At 39.1% G+C, this 14,380-nt stretch carries 16 protein-coding genes; 7 read left to right on the top strand and 9 right to left on the bottom strand.

All coding sequences use genetic code 11. The annotated features are described in order from the left end of the window. The first annotated feature begins 38 nt into the window (after positions 1-38). From ACZZZW_RS06855 to ACZZZW_RS06840, 4 genes are all read left to right on the top strand, one after another. Complete coding sequence (locus ACZZZW_RS06855) at positions 39-494, top strand: cyclic nucleotide-binding domain-containing protein (protein WP_463492651.1); 456 nt, start codon at positions 39-41, stop codon at positions 492-494. A 45-nt stretch (positions 495-539) separates the two neighbouring features. Then, a complete protein-coding gene (locus tag ACZZZW_RS06850; protein WP_463492650.1) occupies positions 540-1,112 on the top strand; it encodes a Crp/Fnr family transcriptional regulator in 573 nt (190 codons plus the stop codon). Between the two features lie 150 nt (positions 1,113-1,262). After that, a complete protein-coding gene (locus ACZZZW_RS06845) occupies positions 1,263-1,739 on the top strand; it encodes a MauE/DoxX family redox-associated membrane protein (protein ID WP_463492649.1) in 477 nt (158 codons plus the stop codon). A gap of 102 nt (positions 1,740-1,841) precedes the next feature. Continuing rightward, positions 1,842-2,213 carry a hypothetical protein gene (locus ACZZZW_RS06840; RefSeq protein WP_463492648.1) on the top strand — a complete coding sequence of 124 codons (372 nt, stop codon included), beginning with the start codon at positions 1,842-1,844 and terminating at the stop codon, positions 2,211-2,213. A 64-nt stretch (positions 2,214-2,277) separates the two neighbouring features. On the opposite strand, the gene ACZZZW_RS06835 is transcribed toward ACZZZW_RS06840, so the two are convergent. From ACZZZW_RS06835 to ACZZZW_RS06825, 3 genes are read right to left on the bottom strand one after another with little or no spacing between them, the layout of a single operon-like run. Next, positions 2,278-3,645, bottom strand: coding sequence for a RagB/SusD family nutrient uptake outer membrane protein (locus ACZZZW_RS06835; protein ID WP_463492647.1), 1,368 nt, complete (start codon positions 3,643-3,645; stop codon positions 2,278-2,280). An 11-nt stretch (positions 3,646-3,656) separates the two neighbouring features. Beyond that, positions 3,657-6,884 carry a SusC/RagA family TonB-linked outer membrane protein gene (locus tag ACZZZW_RS06830; protein WP_463492646.1) on the bottom strand — a complete coding sequence of 1,076 codons (3,228 nt, stop codon included), beginning with the start codon at positions 6,882-6,884 and terminating at the stop codon, positions 3,657-3,659. Between the two features lies 1 nt (position 6,885). Further along, positions 6,886-7,632 (bottom strand): TlpA family protein disulfide reductase, encoded by a 747-nt coding sequence (locus ACZZZW_RS06825; RefSeq protein ID WP_463492645.1) that lies wholly within the window; start codon positions 7,630-7,632, stop codon positions 6,886-6,888. Between the two features lie 639 nt (positions 7,633-8,271). Here ACZZZW_RS06825 and ACZZZW_RS06820 point away from each other — a divergent pair. After that, positions 8,272-8,652: a helix-turn-helix domain-containing protein gene (locus tag ACZZZW_RS06820; RefSeq protein WP_463492644.1), complete on the top strand. Its 381-nt coding sequence runs from the start codon at positions 8,272-8,274 to the stop codon at positions 8,650-8,652. Between the two features lie 57 nt (positions 8,653-8,709). After that, positions 8,710-9,300, top strand: a complete 591-nt coding sequence (locus ACZZZW_RS06815; protein WP_463492643.1) for a LytR/AlgR family response regulator transcription factor — start codon at positions 8,710-8,712, stop codon at positions 9,298-9,300. Positions 9,301-9,308: 8 nt separating this feature from the next. Here ACZZZW_RS06815 and ACZZZW_RS06810 read toward each other — a convergent pair. Further along, a protein-coding gene (locus ACZZZW_RS06810; protein ID WP_463492068.1) for an IS3 family transposase occupies positions 9,309-10,381 on the bottom strand; the annotation gives its coding sequence in 2 pieces (ribosomal slippage) (positions 9,309-10,120 and positions 10,120-10,381; 1,074 coding nt in all). A gap of 770 nt (positions 10,382-11,151) precedes the next feature. On the opposite strand from ACZZZW_RS06810, the gene ACZZZW_RS06805 reads away from it, so the two are divergent. After that, positions 11,152-12,006, top strand: coding sequence for a sensor histidine kinase (locus ACZZZW_RS06805; protein ID WP_463492642.1), 855 nt, complete (start codon positions 11,152-11,154; stop codon positions 12,004-12,006). Between the two features lie 17 nt (positions 12,007-12,023). On the opposite strand, the gene xth is transcribed toward ACZZZW_RS06805, so the two are convergent. Genes xth through ACZZZW_RS06780 form a run of 5 tightly spaced genes read right to left on the bottom strand, consistent with a single transcriptional unit; the run spans position 12,024 to position 14,368 of the window. After that, positions 12,024-12,800, bottom strand: coding sequence for an exodeoxyribonuclease III (gene xth, locus ACZZZW_RS06800; RefSeq protein WP_463492641.1), 777 nt, complete (start codon positions 12,798-12,800; stop codon positions 12,024-12,026). Next, positions 12,797-13,570 carry a DNA-formamidopyrimidine glycosylase family protein gene (locus tag ACZZZW_RS06795; protein ID WP_463492640.1) on the bottom strand — a complete coding sequence of 258 codons (774 nt, stop codon included), beginning with the start codon at positions 13,568-13,570 and terminating at the stop codon, positions 12,797-12,799. The genes xth and ACZZZW_RS06795 overlap by 4 nt, the downstream gene beginning before the upstream one ends. Before the next feature lie 4 nt (positions 13,571-13,574). After that, positions 13,575-13,868 (bottom strand): DUF3606 domain-containing protein, encoded by a 294-nt coding sequence (locus tag ACZZZW_RS06790; protein ID WP_463492639.1) that lies wholly within the window; start codon positions 13,866-13,868, stop codon positions 13,575-13,577. Positions 13,869-13,881: 13 nt separating this feature from the next. Further along, positions 13,882-14,190, bottom strand: a complete 309-nt coding sequence (locus ACZZZW_RS06785; protein ID WP_463492638.1) for a hypothetical protein — start codon at positions 14,188-14,190, stop codon at positions 13,882-13,884. After that, entirely contained in the window at positions 14,177-14,368 is a 192-nt protein-coding gene (locus ACZZZW_RS06780; RefSeq protein ID WP_463492637.1) for a DUF3606 domain-containing protein, read from the bottom strand. The genes ACZZZW_RS06785 and ACZZZW_RS06780 overlap by 14 nt, the downstream gene beginning before the upstream one ends. Between the last annotated feature and the right edge of the window lie 12 nt (positions 14,369-14,380).

Below are 14,380 nucleotides of genomic sequence, written 5' to 3'. Positions count from 1 at the left end.
AAGTTTTCAAATAGCCGTTCTTTATCCCTAAAAAGATTATGGACGTAGAAAACTATTCACAGAAACTAAACGCACTTCATTCACTCTCGCCTGGACTCAAAGCGTACATCTCAACCATAGCCATAGGAACCGCATACAAGAGTGGCCAGACTGTGTTCTTGACTAGAGAAGATTATAATTTTTATCCTCTCATTGAAAGCGGGTCTTTACGGCTAATGGCAATCGATAAGGATAATGATGAAGAACTTGTTATCCGCACTTACATTGCTGAGGAATTCCTTTATCATTTTCCAAACGTTATGCCAAGGTTAAGATTTGAACTATATGTGGAGTTTCTGGAGGATTCTTATTTGGTAGCGTTCAGCGAAAAGCATTATTCGAACCTTATGAAATTATTCCCTGATGCGTACCTTTTGAATCTTTCATATACCGCCTGGCATTTGAACATACAGTTGGAACTTCTATTCGGCAACAATAAAATTCCTGATGTGTAATTACATATTTGACACAGCTTAAAATTTACCCTAAATCATATTCAAATGAAACGACTCATCGAAAAACTGCGAAGTCTTCAAAATGCAAGCGAACCTGTTGTAAGACAACTGGCGGAAATCTCTGTTCAGAAAACTTTTAATAAAGGTTTGCTCATTAGCACACCCGATCATTCATACCCTGAACTTTATTTTATCGAAGAAGGTCTTGCAAGAGGGTATTTTATTTTCGAGGGGCAGGAAAATACATCCTGGATATTACAGAGTGGGTTTATTTTTCCGACTACTTCGTTTTTTTCTTTCACTCACACAAACGAGTACGTAAATTTTTTAAAGGACAGTACCGGATATTCAATAAGTCTATCCCATTGGAGTGAACTTGCCAAAGCAAATCCCCAATTTCTAATGATTCTTTTGGAAATCTATGAGGAACATTACCGTGAAATTACGCAGAGAGAGCAGATGCTGAGGATCAGACATGCGGAAACAAGATTTCTCTATTTTCAAGACAGGTATCCAGAATTAATTAATCTTCCCATTCATAAGATTCTGGCTTCCCTTCTGGCAATCGAATCAAAATATCTCTTCAAAATAAAAAGGAAATATCGCAGAAATATTTAAGTAATCGCGTTAGTAGATAAATAGATGTACCACTATTACTTCTACCATGGAGTGTAAAAAGAGTAAAAATTGCCGAATCCGGGTAGTAAATATTATTTCTGTTGTTTCGAACTTTAATCTACAATCAGATGGGTTTTTAATGAACAAAACATGGAAAATATTTATTCACATAAACGCACGCATATAAGCTATAAAAGCTTAGTATCAAATCTAAATACCATTGGAATATTCCTGTTAACATTGCTATGGTCTTATGCAGTTTTTACAAAGCTCGCTGATCTAAAACTTTACCAGCTCCAGATGAAGGAGCAACCCTTTCCTTATTCTATACAGCAGTTACTGACTTATCTTGTCCCGATTCTTGAGCTAACCGCTGCTACGCTACTGATTTTTAATAAACACAAATGGGGGCTTTGGCTTTCCTTAACTCTAATATTGGGATTTACGATATACATCACACTGATCCTAACCCATGTTTTTCCCAATGCCCCATGCAGCTGCGGTGGCTTCATCTCCAAGATGAGCTGGGAAACCCATCTCTACTTCAATATGCTATTGTTTTTTATAAATATGGGTTGTCTTATTAAAATCACCAGACAGGAAAGGAGGTTAAGCGGCAAAGAGTAAAAAATATAATTCCAAAAATTAATGCAATCAACCGGGCATGGTGCCCAAATCTTAAACTAACTTTTTCGCTTGTTTTTTCAAAGTAAAAAGCATCCTTAAATTATGTATACAATACTAAAAAAAGTAAGCAAAGGCCTAGTGGCCGCAGCTTTAGCATTTATTTTCGTATTTGGTGCTTCGGCATTCAAAGGTGAGTATAAAAGGGACACTCAAAGATTCAGATATGATGGCCCAGATCATACTGAAGCGGAGGTTGAAAAATTATCGAACTGGATTAATGATAGTGAAGCTCCCGCCTGCAATGAAGTGCAGCAACAAGCCTGTGTAATCGTCGTGGACGATTTATATGTTAATCCAGATGGCAGTTTGAAATCAACCCTAAATTTGGCAGCTACTGAGTATACTCCATCATCAGCTTATGTTTCAGGCAGCTCTGATTTTAGCATGCAAATTGAAAACCGAACCGCTCAATAGTTTTTAGTTAACCAATAACTGAAATTTAAAAAAAGACCGCAGGGAATGCATCCCTGCGGTTTTCTTAGTTCTGTGGCATGCCCGTCAGTTCAATAATATCTGTTGGCAAAGGGAGAGCATAAAATGGGGAATTTGGAGGCAACGTTACAGTTTTACCTTCATTCATCCTAACTAATGACAGGCCTAGTCCCTCTTTATTATATCTTTTTAGATCATAAAACCTCAACCCTCTCATGATTAGTTCTTTTCTTCGCTCGTGCCGAATCTTTGCCAAAGCCTCCGAACGGTTTGAGGCAATCACTGGCTGAAACAAAACTGACTTTTTCCATCTGGTTTTTAATAAAGTATTTAAATCCATGAGTGCTCCATCAATATCATTTAGGTAAGCCTTGCATTCAGCACTTATCAAATAAAGTTCATCAGTTGCAATTCCGGAAAAGAAAGCGTTTATGTTTGCTGTATAATTTCCTTTAAACTGCTGGTAAGGTGCTGCTTCTCGAAAATATGCAATTTTACGCAGGTCGTTCACATCATATGTGTTGTAAAGGGTGGTGTCAATCCTTGCTCTTAAAATTGAATGAACGCCAAAACCTCCTGCAAGTTCAGCATACCAGACTGTTTCTTTATTAAACTTTTTAAAAGGTGTATTCCCTGATAAAGCAGCCACATCGGTGTCGCCATTGTAATCCATCAGCTTATTGTTTAAAGCAAGCGCACTGGTAACATAGTTTAAGGCTGCATCATATTTGTGCATGCTTAGATAACAGCGTGCTAGTAAAGCGTATGCCGCCCCCTTTGATGGACGCATGGTATGCTGTGGATAATTAGGTAATAATCCGAGCGCTTCTGTCGCGTCTTTAATAACTTGTTGATAGCATTCCTGAACACTAGAACGCTGGGAAGGGATATTGAAGTCTGAATTCAGGCGCAAAGGGACGCCCAAATCGATACGCGAAGAAACTTCATCGTAAGCCAGTCCATATTGACCGGTAAGCATTAAAAAATAATAAGCTCTATAAAAATGCGCACTTCCCTTTACATTATCCCAGTCAGAACCATTGAAAGCATTCCGCTCGATGTTTCCCATTAACTCCAGGCAAAGGTTACTATTGTAGATGGCGAGATAGCCGAGACTCCAGTCATTTACATATCGGTAATTAAGAGGTTTCCAGGTATACACATCCTGCCCGATGGTCCCAACAGCCAAAAAGCCTGAAGGGGGAAGGAAATAATCATCACTTGAGGCTTCGCCATATGAGGGAGAGGTCCGGAGGTTCATTAAGTTGGCATCATCCATTAAACCTTGAGCATCGCTCAGGGTTTTAGGAATGACCAAACGTAAATCCGATTTTTTATCCAAATATTTTTTACAGCTCGATGTAACCGCTAAAGATAAAACAGCTGTTATTATTAAATACATTGTCTTTTTCATATTTTTTTTTGTTAAAATGATGCACGTAGACCGAAAGTGAACTGGGTTGTGGGTGGAATGAAATTCACAAAATCAGGGTCAAGGTTATCCTTGTTAGCTCTCCAGATTATGCCAATATTCTGAGCACCGCCATAGAGCTCGAGGTTCCTAAACGGAAATTTCCACTGGCTGGTTTGGATTGTATAACCCAGACGAACATAGTCCAATCTTACATGATCCCCAGAGATAACATTGGTCGAAGAAGCTAGAAAAAAAGCATCCCTGCTCAAATTAACAGGGTAAAGGAATGCAGGTACATTTGTGTTTGCCTCATCTCCGGGATTTTGCCAGCGCCTCACGTAATCTGCATGACCCGTACCACTATTCACCATTTGATTACTTGTAAATGTTGGCTTTCTAACCTTGTAGCCCAGTTTATAATTCAGGTTTATTGAAATGTTAAAATTTGCCAATCTGAAAGTATTTATGAACGAGCCAAAATATGTGGGGCTGGCTGGGCCCATGTACTCAACATTATTTCCGCTGGTTGAAGCCTCAGTGGCCATTGCCGCGTAATTGTTACTGAGCTCGCCGTTCAAAAAACCCTGAGGATTTCCCTTCGAGTCCAGCCCCCCCCATTTATATGCAGCAATTGAGTAAAGAGGATATCCCTCAAGTGGAGTTATCGAGGAACCATTGCTTAATATTCCAAAGAGGCTATTCCCGGATTTGCGGAAATATTTAGTGGTTTTGCTTAAGTTGTAGCTAAAATATAAATCTGAATCCCAGTTGAAGTTTGTCGAACGAACATTTTGAAGATGCAGATCCACATCCATTCCATATCCTCTCATGTCAGCTATGTTCCGCACAAGTTCATCTGCCCCACCCCAGGTTGTATAATCATACAGCGCTTTGCCATACAAATCGGTACCAGTCTTCGCATACCATGAAACTGAACCTGCTACTGACCGCCTCTTTAATTCGAAGTCTAGCTTGATGTTAAATTGCGCAAGTTGCTCCCATCTCAGGTTTGGATTGTTGATACTGGCTATTCTGGTTAGCGGGAGCCCAGTAATCGGATTAATAGCATATCCAGCAATGGGAGAAGCTGTTCTGGACAAATCAACATTACCGCTATAACCGTAGGTCGTGGTTAATGATAAAACAGGGAGCCAGTCAATGGCATAAAACCCTTCTTGGGAAACTTTCCACCCCACCCCAGCCGACCAAAGGGGTTTCCACTTATCGTTAGTACTCGCTCCAAAGATATTTGAGCCATCTCTTCGGGCGCTTGCAGACAAGATATACCGCCCTTTATAACTGTAAGCCACATTCGCATACTGACTAAGAAAACGATATGCTGTTTCAGTAGGCGTTCCGAAGCCGCCAATTTGTGCACTGCTTCTTGAAGGATAGACTTGATAAATTCCAACTTCGTCAACGTAGCTTGAGTAGAGTGGGTCGGTCTGGTAACCTAACCTGCGGTATCCATCGCTGAAATTATTGGAAGCCCTTGCCTCTCCTCCAATTATTCCATTGATGCTATGAAGGCCATAAATTTTGTTATAATTAAGCTGAAACCTAGCCGTTTGGGAATTAACGATTGAATTGCTATTCGATAAGATGCCTCCTCTGGCAACAGGATAGGTAACAATACCAGTTGCGTTGTTATACTGACTGAAAGTGTTAATAAGATTTCGTGCAACATAACTTTGAGCATCCGATGTGGTTTTGCTCGTAGTATTTTGCCGCTGATACTGGTAGCTCAGCTGAAGGTTTAACCCATCAAAAATCTTATAATTTATGGATGCATTAGCAAATAGCTCTTCGGAATGCTGATTTGTATAGCTATGTTTATACTCCTCAGTAGGATAATATCTCCAGTCCAACAATTTACCCTTTGCCAGTGTATCTGTATAGGCTGCCCGGAACTGGACTGCCAAACCATTAGGAGAAGAAAAATCAAGGTATGTAGGATTGCGCGTTCCGACATTTAAGCTATTATACTTTGGACGTCCACTTTGCCCATTTACATCAGTGTAGTATATGTTAGTTTGAAGATTCAAATTCTTTAATATTTTAAAGTCATTGGCAAGGTGAAGGTTCAAACGGTTAGTGGTCTCGTAGCTCTGGCCTTTACTTCTGTCATATGCGGCAGACAGTAAATAAGTGTTGCGATCTCCTCCCCCCTTAACACTAAGACTATATTGTTGTGTCAGCGCTTTAGTGTAGAAGTTATCTAGGTACGATTGCCTCGTATTGTTTTGGGTTAGTAGCTGGATTTGGGTATTCGCATCTGCGGGAGTTATTTTACCAGTTCGCTGGGCTAATAAAATCTCAATAACCGGCGTCAGCGCAGCCCAGGGACTTGAGTTAATACGGTCATTGAAGTATCCACTGTTAAAGAGCTGCTTTTCTACCGTGATGTAATCTTCGCTTGTCATCTCAGCAAGTTTTTCAAGTTTGGGCAATCCCTGATACAGGTAATTAATATTTAAGGAAATCTGAGCGGGCTGATTTAGCCTGCCTTTTTTTGTGGTGATTACTATAACACCGTTACCTGCCCTAGCCCCCCAGATCGAGGACGCTGCAGCATCTTTCAGGATTGTAACGTTTTCTACATCGTTAGGATTAATATTGTTATAATCACCTTCATAAATAAATCCGTCCAGAACAATTAAAGGGTCGAGTGGACCATTGATTGTACCGAGTCCACGAATATTTATATTTGTTGTGCTCTGGGGATTTGTATTGGTTTTACCTGCCTGGAAAACAAGACCGCTGCTCTGCCCAATGAGTCGGTCAAGAATGCTAGTTCCTGAACGGGCATTTAGAGCCTTTTCGTCAATAACGGAAACCGTTCCGTTTATCTCGTTAGGTCTGACAGTTTGATAACCTGTCTGTACCAAAACTTCCGGTAATTGCTGAATTTCTTCGGTCATCTTTATTATCATAAAAGAAGACGACTTCTCAAAGACTCGATTGACGGTTTTATAACCTGTTGCAGTGATACGAATTGTATCGCCAGCATTTAATTTTGCAATAGTAAAGTTTCCAGCCTCATCAACTATTGTCATACTCTTCTTCGAGCGAACACTGGCCGGAATTACCTTTCCATCGAAGTCAGTAACCTTCCCTTTTAACACATTCGCTTCTTGAGAAAAAGCCGTTATTGCAGAAAGGATAATTATCATCAGAGCCATACAAAACAGTAGAAAATTCCACTTCATTTTTCTAGTGTTGAAATGATTTGCCATCATATTAATCTTTTTTAGTTTTTAGGTTAAGATTCAAACCCGCAATAAGTCGCGAGACGTTTTCCTCTGTAAGTTCTTTCGCACTTGTAATCGCTTTAATACGTCCATCCGCACCAATCCAGATATAGTGCGGCATTGTATTGACTGGAAAAACGTTCTTTATTTCAGTGCTGTTGAGCACTATCGGCAAAGCGAAATCTTTAATTTTCGCCCTTTGCTCCGCTAAAAATTTTTCTAGAACTTCTACAGTATCACTTGCGTAGGCATTCATCAATAAAAACTGGATATTTTTACCATATTTTTTCTGCATAGCATCCATTTTCGGAAATTCTGCGATGCAAGGAGAGCAGTATGTCGCCCAAAAATCAAGGACGACGGCTCTATTTTTAAAACTCGAAAATTCAGCGCTTTTTTGGTTAAAATTTAGGATTTGAGAAAGGGTCAGATTAGGTACTTTATCGTTGATTGCGAGTTGGCGGCTTGTTGCCCTCGCCTGTGCGAATAGAGTAGTTGAGAAGAAAAACAAAACCGCAGTTAACTGAATGATTTTCTTTCTAAGTAGTCTTTCTAGATTTATCTCTCTATTGGCCAATTTAGCAACATTCCTTGTTGTCTGACCATCCAATTGAAAACAGCTTAAGCTTAAATTCCCATAAAAAGGTGGAACACATCTCTTGGGTTTCTTTATAAGGTCGACTCCAAAAAAAAGGCATGGCAGTGCACTAGCGATTGAGAATATCGTTTTTTTCATTGTTTGTTGGTTTAAGTTAGTTGATCGGAAAATTAAATGAGGAATCTCAAATATTGAAGACAACTAAGGCAGGCGCATTATTAAAGAACCTATTTTATATCATTAACCGTAGGGTTGACCTGCCTTAGCCTGGTATCTTATTCAGGAGAACAGATAACCAGGCTAATAAGAATTATGAACGCAAAACCACAATAAACAGATCTGTTTGTGTTGAAATTTAAGCAGTATCCTCCCGCACCTTTCCAATGGAAAAATGTAGATAGATCAATAAATTTCATTTGATGTCTCACGTTTTTTGGTTTATACCAAAAAACCTTTAGAAAATAAAAAGGGTCGCCCTTAGCTTTTCTGAGACGAAGGTGTAGGACCACCAACCGCTTTGCAGCGGCCGAACACAGAATAGCAGGCGACCCAAGTCCTTATGCTATGCAAAGATAGCACAGGATTTGAGTTTTCACCTACTGCTTGTGTTCAAACGTCCTACTTTTCGTCACAAGGTTTTTCGGTAATAAAAAATCAAATCTTGTAGTTAAATGTCATTTAACCAACAATAAATTTTATTAAGCTAATATAAATAAAAAATTTTACTTCCACATGCACCTGTGACAAAATTTTCATTTTATTGTTCCTTGCAACATAATGCAGAACCGGAATTCCAACCCTGAGATTGTAACTATAGAAATTTCTCATTTGGATTATTTAATTATTGTTAATGTAAAAAACTTGAGGTCAAAGCTTGGCTTATCTCAAGTTTCACTAACGCAAAAGATGGGTTTATCAGAAGGTTTTGTAGGAAAAGTTGAGCTGTTCACTGAAAGAGCAAAATATAGCATTAGACATATAAACTTGTTAGCAAGCGCTCTCAATTGCACTATACAAGATATCCTCCCCTTGGAGCAGCCAAAATATGACATGGTCATATTAACTTTAAGGAGAACAAACAAAATTAACAAAGATGGTTCTTTATCCCAAAAGAAAACCACTGAGGTGATTAAAATCGAACCAAAAGAAAAAAGTTAATTTGGATATGCAAAGTAATTGAGGGATCATTTTTGAGATTACCCTAAACTTTGACATATGGAACAACTTCGTTGCGTCGTAATCGACGATGAAAAACATTCAATCTCGATTCTCTCAGATTACATTGAGACGAATCCCAACCTAAAGTTAATCAAGACTTTTCTTGATCCTCTTATTGCACTATCAGAAATCAGTATCAGAGATAAAATAGACTTTATTTTTTTGGATATAGACATGCCAGAAATTACCGGCATTGAGCTTGCAAAAAAATTAGTAAATCGAGCTCGATTTATTGTATTTACTACTGCATTTACAAAATATGCAATAGAAGCTTTCGAAGTAAATGCATCTAGGTATCTGGTTAAGCCGATCTCAAAACCGAAATTCATTAAAACCGTTTGGGACATTTTAGATGCAGAAAGAAAAAGAATTGAAGGGATACGGATTGCTCAGAAAAAATATTTCTATGTCAGCATTGGCGAAAGGGGACAGAAACTGAAGATAAAGAAATCAAAAATATTATTTTTCGAAAGCTTGAAAAACTACATGAAAATTGTCACTGAGGATGAAGATTACACAGTCTATTTGACAATGAAGGAAGTTGAAAAGTGTAGGCTCCCCTGTTTTTCAGACCATTCAAAAGTATAATTTTGTCCTCAAATTTCCTGTAATAAATCTACAGGAGATTTGAAGTTCAATGCTTGATGTGGTCGATGGTAATTGTAATCCATCATCCATTCCTCTACTTTCTCCCTTACATCATCCAGGGAGTGAAATATGTATGCATTTAGCAATTCTCTTCTGATGCTTCCATTCAATCTTTCAATATACGCGTTCTGTGTTGGCTCTCCTGGCTGAATAAAAACTAGTTCAACATTGTTTTCCTTTGCCCATTCATCCAACTTATGCGAGATGAACTCCGGCCCATTATCCATTCTTATTTTTTTTGGAAGTGCCCTATATTGTTTCAACTCATCCAACGCTCTGATAACCCGCAAGGACGGCAGTGAATAATCTATCTCCATAGCTAGCATCTCTCTGTTGTAATCATCAGCGATGTTCAACAACCTAAATTTCCTTCCATTCCAAAGCGCATCGCTCATAAAATCCATGGACCATACCTCATTTATAGTTTCTGGTACAGACAAAGGCTTTTTGACTCTTTCTGGCAGCCTCTTTTTTGCCCTGCGGCGGATATTAAGCCTCATTGATGTATAAATCCTATAAATCTTTTTATGGTTCCATTTAAGCCCTTTTCGACGCAATCGGTAGTAACACTGCCAGAAGCCTATGGAGACGTGCTTTTCAACAAGAAGTGAAAGCGCATCAACTACTTCACTATCATCCCGTCGTTTATGTTGATAATAATGTTTGCTGCGGTTCAATCCAACGCATTTACAGGCCTGACGATGGCTTATCCTTTTTACCATTTCATCCACTAAATCCCTTTTTTCGTCAGGCGTTAAAGCTTTTTTTCTACAGCCTCCTTGAAAACTTCATGCACGAGGCTAAGATTAGCATACATTTTCTTTAAACGTGCATTTTCTTCCTCCAATGCCTTAAGTTTTGACAACTCTTTTACTTCCATTCCGCCATATCTCTGGCGCCATTTGTAAAAGGCTGCTGTACTTATTCCTAACTCTCTGCAGAGATCGTGCACATTCTTGCCATTCTCATGTTCCTTGATTGCCTTTACAATCTGGGATTCCGTAAACTTGATTCTTTTCATATTGCCAATTAAAATTAATAGTTTTTCTAATAGCCTCGCTGCGCTCGGTCTAGAATTATACTTTTAACTGGTCTGAATTTGGGGAAGTGCACAAAAGGAGTTTTGGGGTACATTGTTCTATAGAGTTCACCGCAGTTACTTCGTAAATGAAGAAAGGGTTGAAAAAATAGCTGGGAACACACTAAAGCTTGGAGCACACATCATTCCGATGGGCAACAACTACAAGCAAGGCTTTATTGAATTTTCTGAAAATAAAACATTAAGATCCGGCCGGAAGTCTTAAGGATTCAAATTTGAAACCAACACTCAACGATGGCTAACCAACGTTTCATTGGAAATAATGATGATGCTGGAAGTAGTCGGATCAGTTTCGGACTTTCGGATTGTTTGCTGCGATCTAAAAACAAATACTGTTTTTTTGACCAGTTTTTTAGGGTTCTGTTTCATGTTTTTATTTTGAAACTAGAGCCATTATTTAGCGTAAAAAAACTTTTTACACCGCGATAAAATGAGGTTACACCAAGAGCAATTATAGCATGACTAAGAAAATTTTCGAATGGGGAAAAGTGCAGCACTTGCACCTAAGTGGATGGGCAATATTCATAACATTAGAGATCGGACTGATCGGACTTTCAATGGGCTTTTTTGGAAAAGCTTTGAATTATGCCCTCCATTATATTCTTAATATTCTTCTATTTTATGCGAATGCGCATTTTGTGCTCAAGAAGAGTTTTACAAAGCCTAAACCCTGGACAAGGGTAATCATCCTCATGATAATTCAAATCGGTTTGTATATTTTTTTCAGATCTTATCTTAATTACGTACTGGAAGGAACTCATAAAGGATTTAATATCCCATCAATTATTACTAACCATAAAAGTTTTTTTCAATCGCTTTGGAGAGGTTTGTTTTTTATCGTTCTTTCCTGCTTTTACTATTTGTTTTTGCGTTTCAAAGCGGAACGTTTAAAAAGAGAACATTCAGAAAGAATGGAATATTTGAACGATTTGAAAAATAAAGAGATGCAAAATGAATTGCATGTTGCGAAGTATGAATATTTACGAGCCCAAATCAATCCACACCTATTATTCAACACATTGAGTTTTTTATATGATAGCGTCCGGAAATTTAATGAGGACGCCGGAGAAGCAGTTCTTAATTTGGCCGAATTGATGCGGTTTAGCCTTGAAACCAAGGAATCCCCCGAAGAATTTCCCAAGCTGGAGGAGGAACTGCATCAGATTAACAACCTCATATCGCTTAATAAAATAAGGAAAGACAAAGAACAGTATATCAATCTTTCTTTTCCTGAAGAGGTTAAAAATTTTCGCTTTATACCATTGGTCGTAATCACATTGTTAGAAAACATGCTTAAGCATGGAAATTTACAAAAGCCAAACCAACCTGGATTATTAGATATTAAATTGAGTAAAAACGAATTGTCAATAAGTACTTCTAATTTGATCAACACCAGGATCCACCATTCAGGCTTTAATAAAGGAATGGAGAATATTGAAAAGCGATTAGGTTTGGCTTATGGCGATAAATTTTTGTTATCCTACGGAAAAAGGGATAGTAACTATTTTGATGTCAATTTAATTTTAAAAATTTATCCAGCTCTGTAAGTCATTGATATAATATATTATTTTGTTGGTTGAATTTCGATCCAAACCGGGCAATGGTCACTGGTTCCCTGCCAGCTTCGGACATGTTTATCGACTCCACCGTTAATCAGCTTCTCTGACAAGCCTGGAGACAGCAGGAAATGGTCCAATCTTAAACCGGCATTCCTTCCAAATGCATTCCGGAGATAATCATAAAAGGTATATATAATTTCATCAGGATACAGGGTTCTTATTGCATCGGTCCAGCCCAGAGCCAAAAGCTTCTTATATGCTTTTTTCGATTCGGGAAAGAAAAGGGCATTATCCCTGAACCTTTCGGGATTATAAAGGTCAAGATTAGTCGGTATTACATTATAGTCGCCGATAAGAATTGTCGGGATGCCGAACGAAAGCAGTTTTTTCGAATGGGCATTCAGCCTTTTGAACCATTTTAGTTTATATTCAAATTTTGGACCTGGTGCCGGATTTCCGTTTGGAAGATAAATACAACCTATAACGAGTCCACTTATAAATGCTTCGATGTATCTGCTATGGTCGTCGGCAGGATCGCCAGGAAGTCCGCGTTTCGTTTCTTTGATTTCCGTCTTAGATAAGATTGCAACACCGTTCAAGCTTTTCTGCCCCTGCCATATGGAGTGATATCCTGCATCCATCAACTTTTTGGCCGGAAAATCCTTGTCCTGACATTTTATTTCCTGCAGGCAGACAATGTCCGGCGAACGCTCCTTCAACCATTTCAGCAAAATTTCGATCCTGCCGTTGACACCATTAATGTTATAAGTGCTTAGAATCATTCAAAAAGTTCCTGCGATTTGGTAAAGTAAGCTGTGCGCCCACCGATTTTTTCAGACAAAATCTCCTCGCCCTTGGATGTCTTTTTTAATTCTGCACCATGCACAGACATAAAATCACGAAGCTCACCTTTTAGCTCATCGCCATTTGCTTCTGCGATTTTTGAAATTGCATCGCTCAAGACAGATTTTATAATTTTGTATAGTTTCTTTGCTGCTTTAGCTGGAATGGCTTTGGCAACTGAAAACGGAGAGATGCCGGCATGATAAAGTATCTCATCCGAATAGGAATTGCCTATCCCGCGAACAAGATGCTGATCCATTAACAACGTTTTTATCGATGTTCTCTTTTTAGCCAGTAAATCAAAAAAATAATCCTCTTCCATCTCAAGCGCGTCTGGAACATCGGTATATTCAGGATTTAAGGTGGGTGTTGCCTGCTTTTGAAGATCGATCAATGCAAATGCATCACCCCCTTCAAAATGAAACCCTAGAATCTGGAAGCGTGGCGGCTCATCCTGATCTATGGAGATCAGTTCGCCCCTGAGCATTAAATGAAGACCGAGAACCTGTGAACCTGAGAAAATAAGCTGAAGCGTCTTTCCGGAACGCCGGACATCCAAAAGTTCTCTGCCTTCCAAAGCTTTTTTCATTTCCTTGGCGGAGAAATTAATTTTTTTGGATACCGTAATTTCGAGCGTCTCCAAAGTCTGCCCTTTAAATCTTCTGGTCAATATCTGAGCGAATACGGTTAAATCAGGTAGTTCTGCCATGGAATTATGCGGATAGATATTTTTTAATTTCGTGTATGGAATTTCCCCGCAGAATTGCCGCGGATTTTAGTTCATCCGTACTGATCTGAAACTGTTCAGCCCAGTAGCGGAGCTCACCAGGATCATCCACATTTAGCTCGCCTTCATTTGTCCCGAACTCCTGCGGCTCCAGGGAATCAATATCGCTTTCAGTCTCATGTCTGTCCAGGCGATCATCGGGACTTACGAATTTTTCTGAATTGCTGTCGTTGTCCGCTTCATTTCCAAACTTTGCCTGACTGTTTTGCTGCTTATCCATCACGATATTTAGATTACTGTTTTTTCCTAACCGGGTAAAACTGATCATAAAAGGACTGAACATGATCAGGCGTGGTACTGCTTAGTATTTTTTGGACATGATCCACTACAGGATCCCCGGCGGTACTGTTGCGGAGATGAGCCTTGAGTTTTTCATCCCAGTTATTTATAGCTTCCGCAACAGAATTCCCTCTTCCAAGTATCGATTCATGAACATCCTGAGGGAGCAAACAGAGAAAACCCGGAGATTCACTAAAAATCTCTGCTCCAAGTTTTCCGGCAAGCCCATCAAGTGAGACATCTACCGACTTACGCCTTGGCATGAGTTTTTATATATTCGGCAATCTTAGCCCTGGAAGAACTTCCCGTCGCTTTAGCCAGTTCCTTATATCGGGCAGAAGTTACTCCAGCCTGTTTTGCTGCATAAGCAACTTCGCTTGCATCGTTCAGGTCAACTTTTGAATCTTCTCTACCGTCCTGTTTATGTTTGTTATCGCTCATAATATTAATTTT

It is taken from the genome of Pedobacter sp. AC379, assembly GCF_979258145.1.
This window is presented reverse-complemented; position numbering and strand designations above follow the sequence as displayed.